Annotated in this window: 13 protein-coding genes; 10 read left to right on the top strand and 3 right to left on the bottom strand. The window is 71.4% G+C overall.

The genetic code is table 11. The annotated features are described in order from the left end of the window. Positions 1-197 precede the first annotated feature (197 nt). Complete coding sequence (locus ACFQVC_RS19010; protein ID WP_381831653.1) at positions 198-344, bottom strand: hypothetical protein; 147 nt, start codon at positions 342-344, stop codon at positions 198-200. A 20-nt stretch (positions 345-364) separates the two neighbouring features. On the opposite strand from ACFQVC_RS19010, the gene ACFQVC_RS19015 reads away from it, so the two are divergent. From ACFQVC_RS19015 to ACFQVC_RS19025, 3 genes are all read left to right on the top strand, one after another. After that, positions 365-724 carry a hypothetical protein gene (locus tag ACFQVC_RS19015; RefSeq protein WP_381831654.1) on the top strand — a complete coding sequence of 120 codons (360 nt, stop codon included), beginning with the start codon at positions 365-367 and terminating at the stop codon, positions 722-724. A 523-nt stretch (positions 725-1,247) separates the two neighbouring features. Further along, on the top strand, positions 1,248-1,910 hold the full coding sequence (locus ACFQVC_RS19020) for a hypothetical protein (RefSeq protein ID WP_381831655.1): 663 nt from the start codon (positions 1,248-1,250) through the stop codon (positions 1,908-1,910). Positions 1,911-1,967: 57 nt separating this feature from the next. Further along, on the top strand, positions 1,968-2,435 hold the full coding sequence (locus tag ACFQVC_RS19025; RefSeq protein ID WP_381831656.1) for a hypothetical protein: 468 nt from the start codon (positions 1,968-1,970) through the stop codon (positions 2,433-2,435). A 69-nt stretch (positions 2,436-2,504) separates the two neighbouring features. Here ACFQVC_RS19025 and ACFQVC_RS19030 read toward each other — a convergent pair whose 3' ends face one another. Continuing rightward, positions 2,505-3,821, bottom strand: a complete 1,317-nt coding sequence (locus tag ACFQVC_RS19030; RefSeq protein ID WP_381831657.1) for a DUF1266 domain-containing protein — start codon at positions 3,819-3,821, stop codon at positions 2,505-2,507. Between the two features lie 92 nt (positions 3,822-3,913). On the opposite strand from ACFQVC_RS19030, the gene ACFQVC_RS19035 reads away from it, so the two are divergent. Together ACFQVC_RS19035 and ACFQVC_RS19040 are read left to right on the top strand one after the other, a co-directional pair. Next, positions 3,914-4,288, top strand: a complete 375-nt coding sequence (locus tag ACFQVC_RS19035) for a type II toxin-antitoxin system RelE/ParE family toxin (protein WP_381831658.1) — start codon at positions 3,914-3,916, stop codon at positions 4,286-4,288. Continuing rightward, positions 4,285-4,674, top strand: coding sequence for a helix-turn-helix domain-containing protein (locus ACFQVC_RS19040; protein WP_381831659.1), 390 nt, complete (start codon positions 4,285-4,287; stop codon positions 4,672-4,674). Before ACFQVC_RS19035 ends, ACFQVC_RS19040 begins: the two co-directional genes overlap by 4 nt. A 28-nt stretch (positions 4,675-4,702) precedes the next feature. On the opposite strand, the gene ACFQVC_RS19045 is transcribed toward ACFQVC_RS19040, so the two are convergent. Continuing rightward, complete coding sequence (locus ACFQVC_RS19045) at positions 4,703-5,077, bottom strand: STAS domain-containing protein (RefSeq protein ID WP_381831660.1); 375 nt, start codon at positions 5,075-5,077, stop codon at positions 4,703-4,705. Positions 5,078-5,564: 487 nt separating this feature from the next. On the opposite strand from ACFQVC_RS19045, the gene ACFQVC_RS19050 reads away from it, so the two are divergent. The 5 genes from ACFQVC_RS19050 to ACFQVC_RS19070 all read left to right on the top strand — a co-directional run bounded on the left by ACFQVC_RS19050 (position 5,565) and on the right by ACFQVC_RS19070 (position 14,108). Next, positions 5,565-6,146, top strand: a complete 582-nt coding sequence (locus ACFQVC_RS19050; protein ID WP_381831661.1) for a sigma-70 family RNA polymerase sigma factor — start codon at positions 5,565-5,567, stop codon at positions 6,144-6,146. Beyond that, positions 6,143-7,420 (top strand): zf-HC2 domain-containing protein, encoded by a 1,278-nt coding sequence (locus ACFQVC_RS19055; RefSeq protein ID WP_381831662.1) that lies wholly within the window; start codon positions 6,143-6,145, stop codon positions 7,418-7,420. Before ACFQVC_RS19050 ends, ACFQVC_RS19055 begins: the two co-directional genes overlap by 4 nt. Before the next feature lie 228 nt (positions 7,421-7,648). Next, positions 7,649-11,620 (top strand): tetratricopeptide repeat protein, encoded by a 3,972-nt coding sequence (locus ACFQVC_RS19060; protein ID WP_381831663.1) that lies wholly within the window; start codon positions 7,649-7,651, stop codon positions 11,618-11,620. Further along, positions 11,617-12,738 carry a hypothetical protein gene (locus ACFQVC_RS19065; RefSeq protein ID WP_381831664.1) on the top strand — a complete coding sequence of 374 codons (1,122 nt, stop codon included), beginning with the start codon at positions 11,617-11,619 and terminating at the stop codon, positions 12,736-12,738. The genes ACFQVC_RS19060 and ACFQVC_RS19065 overlap by 4 nt, the downstream gene beginning before the upstream one ends. Next, entirely contained in the window at positions 12,735-14,108 is a 1,374-nt protein-coding gene (locus ACFQVC_RS19070) for an extracellular solute-binding protein (protein ID WP_381831665.1), read from the top strand. Before ACFQVC_RS19065 ends, ACFQVC_RS19070 begins: the two co-directional genes overlap by 4 nt. Positions 14,109-14,129: the final 21 nt, after the last annotated feature.

The raw sequence follows: 14,129 nt of genomic DNA on the forward strand, positions 1-14,129 counted from the left end.
TCCGACGGAAGCAGGCACACATGCGCGGCACCCTCGCCCAGCTCACCAACCGGGTCTTCCGGCTTCTCGCCCCTCACCAGGGCCGCCATCGGAGCGGTCAGGTCGGGGCGGCATGCGTCCTACGCGGGCCGACGCTCTACGAGCCCGCCGGAACCCAACTTCCGCTATCACCCGACGTGTTGGAACTCAACCGTCCTCTACGTGGAGAGGACACTCGGCCCGTACGTCCATACGTCATCGAGTACGAGGCGAGGCAGGAAGCTCAGCGTCAGCGTGCCCAGAGGAGAGAGCTGTGGCTCGCCGTACACGGCATCAGCACCGACATCGGGGCCCGGCTGATTCATGGAATTGAGGTGCCTGTCCGATGAACCCGCCGGACACCATGCGGCTCCTGCCCTGGTCCACACCGGACGGCAAAGCGTGCTTTCTGCTGGGTGATGGGTATGGCTACCTGTCCCGTATTGCCGACAGTACCGAAGCCATTCAACTCGCCATAGGCCACGATCTGTTGGACCACGTCGCCAGCTTGCTCGACTGTCCCACGGCGTCCCCGGGTGAACTGCGCTTTGCGGTCCGTCGCTTGACCGAGGCGTTGGGTGACGTTCTGCGGGTGGCGGAGAGCCGGGGTGCGCGTCTGCCCTATTCGGATGCGGAATCAGTGTCGGAGTCTGAGGCGGATTCGGAGTCTGATGACTTCAGTCGCGTCGACTCGGCGGATGACTGAATGCCGTGCCCGGCCGACCGGCCGGCCGCAGGTCCTTCGGCATACGGACCCATGAGCCGTCGCGTATCCACGCGACGTCTGGCAACAGACCGATCTGATACAGCCATTCAGCAGGCTCTGGAGCAAAGGTGCGATGACATCTCGTGGGGTGACGCGGAGTATCAGGCCTGGAAAGGGCGAAGTGGGCGTAGCCGTATGAGGAAAGCCTGCACCTGCCTTTCGGCCATAACTCGCCCCCGCCACCCTCACTTTCGTGGCCTGTCATACGGTGATGCGACTCGGCAGCACGCAGTACTCATGACTCACGGGGGAGTAAATCCGCATGTCAGTGCCTCCACCGCCGCAAGGCGGGCATCAGCCATACGGAATGCAGGGCCCTGCGCCGTATGGCCAGCCGCCTCAGGCGGGATACCCGGGGCAGGCCATGCCTCCGGGCCAGCCCGGGTATTACGGTCAGCCGCCGTATCCGGGGCAACCGGGCCAGCCCGGTGGGTGGGGTGGTCCTCCCCCCATGGGGGCGCCCATGGGGCCGCCGCCAAAGAAGTCCCGCACCGGGCTGATCGTGACGTTGAGCATCGTCGGCTTCCTCATACTCGGCGCCATCGGGACGATCGCGGTCACCGCCGCCTCCCGCGGGGAAGGCCCCTCCGACTCCTACCCCGAGGCGAAGTACCGCCTCACGCTCCCGCAGGGTCTCCTCGGCGGGGATTACACCCTGGCCAAGGACCTGTCCGGCTCCGCCCGCGGGGACGACGGCACCTTCGACCGGAGCGACGCCAAGAACTGGAAGGGCGTCGCCGCCATGTACAGCGCGAAGGGCGGCGCGCAGGCAGGAGGCCTCACCGTCTCCGGCATGTACGGGCAGATCCGGAATCCCGAAGGGATGCGGAACGGGATGATGCGAGGCGGCGGGCAGGGCCAGAACGCCACCGTCGCCGTCCCTGCCGAGGAGATCACACCGGCCGGGTCGGACGGCCTGACGGTGAGCTGCCAGGTCCTGACCATGGATCAGGGCGGGAACACGACCACCGTCCCCATGTGCGCCTGGGCCGACGAGAACACGGCCGCTGTCGTCTCCGAGATGACCTCCGCCACCGTGACCAAGGCCCCCGAGGACATCGACCTCGAGCAGGCCGCCGCCCGGGCCCTGGAAGTACGCGAGCAACTGCGCCGCCCGATCGGCTGACCGCAGCTCCCGCACAACCCCGCGCCCCGCCCGCCCCGTCCATGGTCCACTGCTCCCATGGAGGCCATAGCCAGCGTCATTGCGGTCCTCGGCACCCTCCTCGGTGTCGCCATCACGCAGAGGTTCCAGCGGCGCGCACTTCAGCGCACCGAGGAGTTCGCGCGGCGGGAGAAGATGCGGCAGGAGCGGCTCGATGCGTACAGCGCGTATGCGGGATCTCTCGTCAACTACCGGCGGAGCCTCGTGCATCGGTGGTTCTTCGAGCATGAGCAGCGGACCGACGAGGAAGAGGTGGACGTCCGGAGACGGGCGTACGACTTCAGGTCGCAGGCGCAAGACGCCTTGTTCCGGGTCGAGATGCTCACCGACGACGAGGGACTGATCGCGCAGGCGCGGGGCGCGTTCGAGCGGATCAGCCTCGTACACAAGGCCCAGGGGCGGGACGAGATGGACGCACGACGGGACGAGACCCGTCGGGAGATCGACGACTTCGTGAAGGCCGCCAAGGCATACGTCGCCGGGTAATCAGCGGGCGTGGAGTGCTGCGTACTGAGTGCTGCGTGCTGCGTGCTGCGTGCTGCTCGTGTGCCAGGCCTACTTCCACGGGATCGTCAGCCACGGACTCTCCGGTGACTCCATCAGCAGCCGGTACGCCGTCAGCATGTCCGTGTACCAGTCGCCGAACTGTTCCTCGTCGAAGTGCAGGCAGCGGCCCAGGACGTAGCCCGCGGCGAAGTCCTGCCAGGAGTTGTAGTCCGTCTTGGCCACGCGGGAGGCGCGGCGGACTGCTGCTTCCGCTTCCGGGAGGTCGCAGTAGCGGGAGGCGAGGGCCCAGCGGGCCATGTTGGCGGCGCGGCCGTAGTCCCAGGCCAGGACCGAGCGGACCTGGCCCCTCTCCGTGAGGATGCCATCCGCGCGGAAGCGGGCCTCGTAGCGGGTGATGCGGCCGATGAGTTGCTTCACGCCGGCGATCTGGGGCTCGGGGGCGTCCTCTCCACGTTCCGCCGCGTTGCCCCGCATCACGCGCTCAGCCGTCTCCCGCCACAGCGTCGGATCGACCCAGCCGCCGTACTGGCGGGACAGCGCTCTGCGTATTTCGAGTACGAACTCCCAGACCCGGCTGGCCATTTCGCCGGAGAGCAGGTCGTTCTGGTACTCGTGCCACTTTTCACGGCTCGTGACGCCCCACCACTCCTTCAGGGTGCGGCGCTCCCGGAAGAAGCCGTGGCCGTGCCAGGCCATCGCGTTCCACAGGTAGCCGTTGTTGACCGAGAGCAGCGCGCCGCAGGCCAGGCCGTGGGCCACTTCTCCCTGGAGTGGGGAACCGACCTTCAGGGTGCGCAGGGATGTTGTGCAGCAGGGGACGTCGCGGGCGCGGTCGGCGTGGAACGTCCACAGGGGCGGGTTGGGCGGGAAATAGGCCTCGCACGGGGTGCCCGGGTTGACGGCCACCCAGCGGGAGTCCGTGCCCCACTGGTCCGCGATGGTGCCCAGGTCCGTGGTGAAGAAGACCGGGTCCGGTACGGGGGCGGGCAGGACTCCCTCGGTCACGAAGGCGAAGCAGTGGCGGCCGACGGCCGGGCTCCAGAAGGGGGTCCAGGTGACTCCGTCGCCGTTGCCCCTGGCTTCGGCCAGGCCGCGCGGCATCGCGTGGTAGAGGTGCGACTCGGCCAGTACGTCGAAGTACGCCACCCAGTCGCCGCGCGTCTTCGCCTCGAACAGCCGCTGCTCGACCGGCGTCGGCGCCTGCCAGGCCGGTGCCGGCGGCGTCATCGGCAGCGGCGGCCCGAACTCCCCCGCCGGGCCCCGCCCGCCCTGCGCCTGCTGTCCGCCCTGCACCTGCGGTACCTGCGGTACCTGCGATATCGGCCCCGGCGTCGCCCCCGGAGTCGCCCCGTTCCCCAGCTCCATGCCGTGCAGCCTACAAACGCGCCGTCACCGGCCCCTGCCCGGCTTCCCGCTCTCCAGAGAACGGCTATACAGATTTCTGTATACTCCGCTGGGTGGATGTGCCTTGGAGCATCGAGATCGAGCCCGAGGTCCGACAGTGGCTGGCACTGCTGACGGATGCTCACTACGACAAGGTGGAGCGCGCGGCCGACATGCTGGCAGAGCGGCCCATGACCCTGGGCGAGCCCTACTCCCGCCACCTCGGCGGAAAAGTACGCGAGTTGAGGTTCACCATGGCGGGAAGCACCGTACGCATCACCTACTGGCTCGCCCCTCAGCAACGGATCGTGCTGCTGACGGTGTTCCGGAAGACCCGCATGCGGGAGGACGCGGAGGTGCACCGCGCTCAGCAGGCCCAGGAGGTGTGCGAGGCGCTGCACACGAAGGCCGAGCACACCTACGACCGGAACAAGGAGGAACGCTCATGAACCACTCCCAGTGGAAGACCCGGCGCACCAAGAAGCTCCTTGGCGAGCGGGTCGAGGAGACGCAGGCCTACTTGGACGCCGGGTACGCCTTCGCGCTCGGCCAAGCCGTTCATGACCGCCGGGCCGCCCTCGGCTTGTCCCAGAGCGAGTTGGCGCGGCGGGCCTCGATGACTCAGCCGCAGATCTCCAACATCGAGGGCGGGGACTCCGTGCCGACCTTGCCCCTGCTCACTCGACTCGCCGCGGCGCTGGATGCGGGGCTCACCATCGATCTGGACGGCGATGTCTCGTCGTTCGTCTTCAGGCCGCACAACGACGAATACGAGGGCAACGAGGACAGCGAGGGCAACGAGGGCCTCGGTCCCGGGAACGTCGCGAGCGCCTGAGCCTCGGCCCGCCCACGCAACCCTGTCCCTACGCCGACAGTGGCCGGGCCGAGTCCACCACCGCGGCTCCCGCGTCCGGGTACACCTCGAAGAGGCGGCGGACGCCAAGCGCCGCGAGGACGCGGTTCACGTGCGAGCCGTCCTCCGCGCCCTGGGCCGGGAGGATCAGGCGCAGGCGGCCCTGGCAGGAGCGGATGAGGCGGCGGGTGGCGATCAGCACTCCTACGCCCGAGGAGTCGCAGAAGAGGACTTCGGAGAGATCGAGGACCAGGCTGCGGCGGCCGTCGGCCACGGCGTCGTGGACACGCTGGCGCAGGATCGGGGAGGTCACCAGGTCCATCTCACCGCTGACCTGGATGACGGCCCAGCCGCCCTGCTCGCCCTCGGTCACTTGGAGCGCCATCCGCCACGCCGCCTCTCGTTCGCCTCGTACGCCGCGTACGGTTCGGGTCGTTCAGCCTTCGGAAGGGCCGGCGCCGTCGCCGTACGAACCGCATCCGGAAGCCTGCCTTACGCTTCCTTCCCTCGCGGCTGCCCCCACTGCCGCGAGGTAAAACACCCCGCCCACCATCGCCCCTGCCTATCACGCCTATCACATATGGACTGATTCGATCTAGGTCGGTCGGGTTTCGGTCGGGTCCCGCGCCCTGAGGCGGGACCGGGGGCAGCCCTGAGACGGCCCTGAAGGGCCCATTTCGTCCGTCGTACGTGAGCAGCGTCACTACCATCCACAGCCGCTCCCGCGACGCACATTGCCGTAATGCGGGAAAGACAAGGTGCGTTGTCGGTGGCTCGCACTACATTCGATGGAGGGTTCACGGGTACGTTCCGAGCGGGTGCGTACGCGGGCAAGTACGCACGTACGCGGTCGCGCGGCAGGAGGGGGCCACATGGCGAAGGACGCACCGCCTCGCTGGGACCGCAGAATGCAGCAGCGTCTGGCGCGGGGCGAGGCCGCCGCCCTGGGTGAGCTGTACGACCGTTTCGCTTCCCTCGTGCACAGCCTCGCCCACCGCGTGCTCGGAGATGACGACGCCGCCGACCGCGTCACCCGCGATGTCTTCGCACAGGTCTGGGAGAACCCCGAGGCGTACGACCCCAAGCAGGGCTCCCTGCGCTCCTGGGTCGCCGGGCTCACCCACCGGCAGGCCGTGCAGCGGCTGCGGCAGGCCGAGACCGCCGCGCTCGCCGAAGGCGGGGACGGCACCACCGAGGACATGGAGCAGAAGGTGCGCCGCGCCTCCGTCGCCGCCCGCGCCGACTACATCGTGACGTCCATGCCCGCCCCGCTCCGCGCCGCACTCGAGCTCGCCTACTTCCAGCGGCGTGACTACCGCCAGACCGCCGCCGACCTCGGTGTGACCGAGGACGAGGCGCGGCGCCGGCTGCGGCTCGGGCTTCAGCTGCTCTCCACAGCCAATGAACAGCGGCCCGCCGCGGCACCGCCGCCCGGCTACGGGAGGGCGCTGTGAACGCCGACCCGTTCGAGCCGCACGACGGGCACGAGGAGGAGGGCGGACCACAGGCCAACAGCCCCCGCATACCGCCTCCCCGCGCCTCGATAGAGGACACCGGACACCCGCTGCCCGAGCTGCCCGCACAGCCCATGAACCAGGCGCCATCGCCGCCCGTCCTCGAGCACAAGGTCCTCAAGTCCCTGCTCGGGGCCTGGGCGCTGTCCGCCTGCTCGGCCGACGAGGCCGCGGCCGTCGAGCTGCACCTCGGCACCTGCGGCACCTGCGCCGAGGAAGCCCTGCGGCTGCGGGACGCGGTCGGCCTCCTTCACCCCGAGGAGAGCCTCGACCTCGACCCCGGTCTGCGCTCGCGCGTGCTCGCGGGCTGCCTCGACCGGCGGCCGCCGCGTATACCCGTACCCGACTGGGCCTCTCCGTACGACGCCGAGACCGCGCGGCTCGACGCGCTCCTGCAGGACTTCGGCGAGGGCGAGTGGCACGCTCCGGTGCGGCTCAAGTGGTACGAGGACGAGCGCGCCGTCAACCGCCGCACCACCGTCGCCGGGGTCATCGCGCACCTCCTGACCGTCGACGGCCTGGTGGCGGTGGCACTCGGCCTCGACGATCCGCTGCCGGCCGCCGCCCGAGCTGTCATGACCGGCGCGGAGACACCCACCTCGCGCACCGAGGCGTACTGGACCGCGTCCCGGTTCCCGCCCACCCGGGGCGTCCGCATGCCCTGGCGGGAGCAGAGCCACACCATCATCAGGACCGTGTCCTTCGCGGGCGGCGGCGCCGCCGAACTCGCCGTGCCCTACGGCGAGTTCAGCCTGCCCCTGCGGGACTCGCTGCTCGACCGCGCCTTCGAGTGCTGGGTGCACGCGGGCGATATCGCGGAGGCCGTGGACTATCCGTACGAGCCGCCCGCGCCCAGACATCTGAACCGGATGATCGACCTCGCCGCCCGTATGCTGCCGTCCGCGATCGCCGAGCGGCGCCGCTCCGGGCTCGCCAACCCGGCCAAGCGCCTGGTCGCCGCCGGTGCTCCGGGGCGCAGCCTGCGGCTCGAAGTCGAAGGGCACGGCGGGGGCGAGTGGCTGATCTCGCTCGACTCGCCGGGTGCTGTCGGCTCCTCCGAGCACGAAGTGGCCCATGTCGCCCTGGACGGCGTGGAGTTCTGCAAGCTCGCCGCCGGACACGTACCCCCCGAAGAGGCGGCCGCAGGGCAGGACGGCGACCGTGAGGCGATCCGGGACGTGCTGTCGGCCGCGGCCTCCCTCAGCCGGATGTAGGGGACGCAAGGACGAAGGGCGTAGGGACACACGGGTCCACGGGTCCACGGGTCCACGGGTCCACGGGCCCACGGGCCCACGGGCCCACGGGCCCACGGGCACACGGGCACACGGGCACACGGGCACACGGGCACACGGGTACATAGGCCACCCCTCTCGCCCACGGGACCCTCGTCAGCCCTGCACGCAAGGGTCACCTGTCCCCTTTCGTGGCTATCGTGAGAAACCATGGACGGAGCCGTGGACGGAGCCATGGAGGGAGCCGTGGAGGAGCCCCGCCGTTCCGCCGACGACGCCAACCACCCGAGGGCCGACGAGAGTTGGCGGGTACGTCTGTTCGCGAAGCCCGCTCCCGACGAACCCCCGCTCGGCGCCGGAGTGCTGCTCACCGACGAGCTGATCCTCACCTGCGCCCATGTCGTGACCGAGCCCGGGACCCAAGAGCCGCTTGCCGCCGTGTACGCCAACTTCCCGCTCGCCGGGGAGAAGCGCGGCCTCTTCCATCTCGCCAAGGTCGTGCCCCAGTACTGGCAGCGCACCGCCGGTGGCTCCGGCTCGCCGCAGGACGAGGTGGAGATCAACGGCGATGTGGCGCTGCTCAGGCTCGACCAGCCGGTCCCCGGCGCCCAGGCCAGGCCGACCGCGCTGCACCGTGGCAACCACTCCCGGCCGCTCGCCTCCGACCTCGTGGTCTTCACCGGCTACACCCCGACCGAACCCGGCGGCAAGATCGCCCGCACCCATCTGCTCGGCTACGGCGGCCATCACTTCGACGCCGACTGGGTGCAGCTCGACCGGCATCTCGAATCCCGGGTGTGGCACGGCTGCAGCGGCGCCGGCGTCGTCCGCGTCAGGAACGGGCAGGTGCTCGGCGTCATCACGGCCGGGGACCCACGGGCGCGGTCCGGCAGCGGGTACAGGCGCTGCTGGATGATTCCGACGGAGACCGTCCTGGAGCGGCTGCCGGGCCTGCCGGACCGGGGTGTCACGGTCACCGGGATTCCCGCCGTGCCCACGGACATGGCGCCCCGGCCGCCCAGGCCCGAGCCGCCCGACGCGCCGGGCCTGCGCAGCCTGGTCACCGGCTGGCTCAAGGGCCGCCCCGACACGGCACCGGTCGAGGTCGTCTTCGTACGCGACGAGACCCTGCCCGTGCTGCGGGACACCCTGGGGCGGGCCGGGCGGGCGCTCGGCTTCGCCGTCGGCGCCACCCGCCTGACCGCACAGGACCTGGCGACCCGGATGGCCGGACGGGCCGAACTCCTCGATCCGCTCGGGCCCGAGGAAGCGCTCGCCCACGACCGGCTGCTCGCCGAGATAGCCGCAGGACCCGGGCTCGCCTCCGCGCTGCTGCTCCTGGACGAGGCCGCGTCACCGCCCGAGGAGATCGTGCCCCTGCTGCGCCGGATGCAGCAGCCCGCCGACGCACGGCTGTTGCTCGCTTTCCGGGACCCGGAGTCGGCGATGTACCGGTACGTGGCCGAGCACTTCCTCGGGCCCGAGTGGACGGCGGGACTCGCGGACCGCATCGGGCAGCGCATCGACGAACTCGCCGCCCTCGAAACCCGCCTGGCCCGGCACGGTTCCGCACGCCACGGCTCCACCCGGCACGGTTCCGCCGAGCACGACTCCGCCCGGCACGGTTCCGCCCGTCGCGCGCAGGCCACCGCACAGAGCGCGAGCGGCTCCACCCTCAGCGGCTCACCACCCGAACCTCACGCCGGTCAACTCCGCACCCGGCTCGCGGAGTTACGCGGAGAGGGAGGGCCGGAAGGGCCGGACGGACCGCGCCCGGACCCCCGCGCCCTGTTCCAGTTCTCCGTCGACACCGAAGGATTCCTCCGCACCGCCGAGACCCTGGGCAAGCGCCTCGACAATCCCTTCACGCTCGCCGTCACCCCGCCCGCCGAGCGCGGCACCGAGCTGCCCGCCATCATGGTCAGCAACGCGGACTCGCTGGTCGCCCTCGCCACCCGCACCTCGGAGCAGGGGCCGCGTCCCGGCGAGATCCTGCACGAGCAGTACCAGATCATCGGGCCCCTCGGCAGCGGCCGGCACGGACGGGTCTATCTCGCCCGTGACCTGGAGCTGGGCAACCTGGTGGCGCTCAAGCTGCACAACCCGGAGGACCCGGCGGCGGTGTGGCAGGCGGACGTGGAGCGCCGGCGCCTGGTCAACCTCAAGCACCCGGCGATCGTACGTGTCATCAACTACGCGACGTACCAGCCGAATTCATCCAAGTTCCTGGTCCTTGAATTCGCCGAAGGGGCGCAGCTGGAGTGGGTCAAGGGGCGGTTCGAGGCCGGTGACCCGCGCTTCCCGGCCGACCGTATCCATGAGTTCGTCGCACGCTACGGCCTGCTCGTGCTCGATCCGCTGCGCTATCTGCATACGCAGGAGAAGCTGGTCTACGGCGATCTCTCACTGGCGAACATCCTGCACTGCAGGGACGGCATCAAGCTGATCGACGTCGCGAGCGTCAGGGAGTTCGGGGCCCGTGGCCCGGTGAGCTACCGCCGCCCCGAGCTGCCACCGGACGAGAAGGACGACGGCCGGATGGGGCCGTCGGGCGATCTGTACTGCCTGGGCCGGGTCCTGAAGGATCTCCTGCCCACGGCACTCTCGACGCCCTCGACGGCCTCTACGCACGTGGGCGCCGAGTCCCTGCAGCGCGTCCTGGACCGTGCCACCGCCCCCGAACCCGAGGCCCGGTTCGCCGACGCGCAGGAAATGGCCGACCAACTCCACGGCGTACTGAGGGAGTTGAGGTCCCTGCGGCTTCGCGAGGAGACCTTCGAGCCGTCCCGCCACTTCGACCAGGCGTCCTCCGCGCTCGACGGGGGCCTCGGTGACGCGCCGCCGCTGCACCAGTGGGCGCACGGCGACGAACGCAAACGCCCCCTCAAAGCCAGGCCGCCCGAGCCGCGCGAGGCAGCCGCCGCGCTGCCCGCGCCCAAAGCGGCCCGTGACGACGCCAACTGGAAGCATCTGCAGCGCACTTCGTACCGCGACCCGGAGTCCCTGCTGCAGCTCAGCGAGAAGTGGGCCGCCTCGCCCGAGCGGTCCCTGCTGCGCTGCCGGCTGTACATACAGCTCGCCCACGAGTTCACGCCCGACCCGGCGCCCGGAAAGCAGCGCCGCCCGAAGGACACCGCCTGGCGCACCCCGGAGGCCTCCCTGGAGCAGGCCAGGGCCCAACTCGCCGCCGCCCGGCGGGAGATCGATGTGCACGGCAACTCCGCGCACGACTGGCGCGTGCCCTGGCACGAGGCGCTGATCGAGCTCTCCTGCGGCCGGGTGGCGGCCGCGCTCGCCCGTTTCACGAAGGTGTACGAGGACATCCCCGGCGAGTACGCCCCCAAGCTGGCCCTCGGCTACTGCCACGAGAAGCTCGGCCACCACCGGCAGGCCGCGAAGTACTACCACGCGGTGTGGTGCCGTAACCACGCACAGGGCGGCGCGGCCTTCGGTCTCGCCCGCATCCTGCTCGCGTACGGGATACGCCGGCTCGCCCTGGAGTCCCTGGAAGCCGTGCCCGCCGACTCCGGGCACCGCACGGCCGCCCGGATCGCGATGGTGCGCATCCAGGCCGGGCGGCCGCCCGAACCCGGCGCCACCGAGGGAGAGTTCACCCAGGCCGTGGCGGACTTCGCCCGTGCCTGGCAGTCCCTGCACTGGCTCGCCAAGCACGAGGGGCTCACCGACGCCCGCGCCCGTGAACGTATCCGCACCGACCTGCTCGAACTGCTCCTCGCCCTGGCCGAGCACGAGCCGGGCCGGGAACGGCGGGCGGGGCGAAGGGCCGGGCGACGGGCCCGGCGGCGTGGGCGCACCGGCCCGTCCGACAGCCTGCTGTGGGCCGGACTCGACCAGCGCGTACGGCACACCCCCGACGCCGCCACTGACTCCCCCACCGGCATCGCACCCGGCATCACCACCGGCCTCGCCCCCGACATGGCCTTCGACAGGGCCTTCGAGCAGCCGTCCGCCGGGGACCTCGCGGTGCCGCGCGACGAGGACGAGCTGCGCCGGCTGCTCTCCGACACCTACCGCACACTCGCCGAGCAGGCCCCGCACGCCACCCGCACCCCGGCCGAGGCCGCGGCGCTCGCCGAGTCCCTCCTCGACAACGCCAACCGGGTCAGGCCTCCGGGCTGGTTCCACCACTTCGGGCGCACCGTCGACCGGGGGACGGCATGAAGGGCCCCGGAACGGCGCGAGCGTGGTCGTATCACCGGCTGCACCGGTTGCGTCAACTGCACCAGCTGCACCGGCTGCACCCGAAGTGGTTTCTGCCCGCCTTCTGGCGCTGGTGCGACGGCCGGACGACGACGGCCACGACGGGGCGGAAGACCACGCCCGCCTTCCTGCGCGGCCGCAGGCTGCTGCTGCCCGCGCTCGCCCTGGCGACCCTCGCTCTGGCCGCCGCGGCCTACTTCGACGTGCACGCCCGTACCGAGCACATCCGTGACCGCCTCTCCCCCGCGCTCACCCAACTCGCTTCCACGCGTGAGTCGTTGGTGAGCGCGCAGCGTGAGGCCGTGCGGCGGTTCGGGAAGGCGGCCGGGAACACCCCGGTGGCCAGCGGTGACAAGTTCCAGGGGCGGATCGGCGACGCCAAGCGGGGCCTGGAACGGACGGCGCAGAGCGGTGCGCTCGACGCGGGCGAACGGCAGGAGCTGCAGGTCGTCTCCGGCCTCCTGCGCTCGTACGAGGAGAAGATCGGCCTCGCCGAGCGGCACAGCGCGTCCCGGCCGCTGCGTCTGGCGAGGCTCGACTACGCGGCCCGCATCCTGTGTTCCGGGGTCGACGAGGGCAGCCTGCGCTGCCGGGGCAGGGCGGCCAAGGACGTGCCCGTGACCCTCCTTGAGCGGGTGGAGAAGCTGGAGTCCGATCTGCGCGCGCGGACGCACGAGCAGGCACAGGGCAGCACTCCGGCCGCCCTGGGAGGCGCGGCCTACGCCCTCGCCGTGCTCCTAGCCGCCGTGCTGCTCGGCACCCACTTCTTCCTGCGCGGGCAACTGCGCCTGCGCAGCCTGCCGTTGCTGCTCCTGGCGCCGGCGCTCGTGCTCACGCTCGCCGTCCTGACGGCGCGCGCCGTCACTGAGCACACCGCACAGCGCGCCGTGGACCGCGCCGTCGCGGAGCGCCGGGACGATCCGGGCCACGCCCTCGACTCGCTGGCCGACGCCTGGACCCAGGTGGCCCGGGTCACCGTCGGCCTCGGCGCCGCGGCGGCCGTGGGCTGCGGGCTCGCGCTGCACGGCTACGTACGCGACTATCCGAGCCGCTCCCCGAGGAGGCGCACCGCCCCATGAGCCCCGCGCGCCGCTCCCGTACCCCGCTCCGGCTGACGCTCGCCGCCTGCCTGCTCGCCACCGCGGCGCTGAGCACGGGCGGCTGCGCCGACGACGCCCGGCGCACGCTCGTGGTGCTCGGCCCCTGGACGGACGCGGAGGAGGTGCCCTTCGAGGCGGCGCTCGCGCAGGTCAGCGAGGAGACCGGCGTGACGTACACGTACAAGGGGACGCGCTCGCTGCGCGAGACGCTCGTCTCGCAGATACAGGCGGACGCCCCGCCGGACGTGGCGATTCTCAACAGCATCGGCGAACTCACCGAGTACGCCTACGAAGGCGCCGCCGAGCCGCTGCCCCCGCAGCGCCGGGCCCTGCACCGCGCGGATGTGCTGCCCTGGGCCCCGCAGGTCAGGCAGGAGACGTACTGGATCCCCGTCAGGATCGACCTGAAGTCCCTGGTGTGGACCCGGCCGACCCGGCCCGGTGCCGCCCGCGGCGCCGCGTCGACGTCCTCCGCACCGCCGCGGGAGCCCGCGCGCCCCACCTGGTGCCTGGGCATGAGCTCGGGCGCCACCTCCGGCTGGCCGGGCACCGACTGGATCGAGGATCTGCTGCTCCAGCGGCGGGGCGCCGCACGGTACGAGGCGTGGGCGACGGGTACGACCCCGTGGACCCACCCGGATGTCCGCCGCGCCTGGGAGGACTTCGGCGCCGTGCTCGGCGGACTCGGCAGGGACCGTACGCGCGCCTCGCTCACCACGCCGTACAACGCGGGCGGTCTCCTCAACCCCGCGGAGGGACGCGCCGAGTGCACGCACGAGCACCAGGGCTCGTTCATCGGCCTGCACTACGCGGGCGACCCGGAGATCAGGCCCGTACCCTCGTCCGGCTATCTGCCGGAGCCCGCCGAGCGGCCCGACGAGGCACGGCCCGGTGAGTTCGAGGTGTCCGGGGACATGGCCGCGGTGTTCAAGGAGAGCGACGCGGCCTGGGACCTCCTGGAGCACCTCACCACCGAGAAGGTACGGGCGGCATGGGTGGCCAAGGCGGAGGAGAGGAAGCAGCAGCGGCCGTTCTTCCCGGGCAACGCGCCACGGGGCAAGGGCGCCGGGACGGCCGCCGACGTGGTGCGGCAGCTGCTGCACGGGGCCCGGCAGATCTGCTACGACGCCTCGGACGCCATGCCGCCGACTCTGCGTACGGCCTTCTACAACGCCGTGCTCGACTTCATCGAGGGCCCACGGGACAAGCCCCATCTGGACCGGCTGCTCAAGGGCCTGGAGCGGGAGCGACGGCTGCAGGACGAGGACCGGCGGGCGGGCGAGCCGGTGTTCGTGGCGAGCCATCTGTGCGAGAACCCGCCCAACGCGGCGGCGGAACCCGGCAGTTGAGGTCCGGGCCACCCAGGTCCG

It is taken from the genome of Streptomyces monticola (assembly GCF_042665355.1).
GTDB lineage: Bacteria > Actinomycetota > Actinomycetes > Streptomycetales > Streptomycetaceae > Streptomyces > Streptomyces monticola.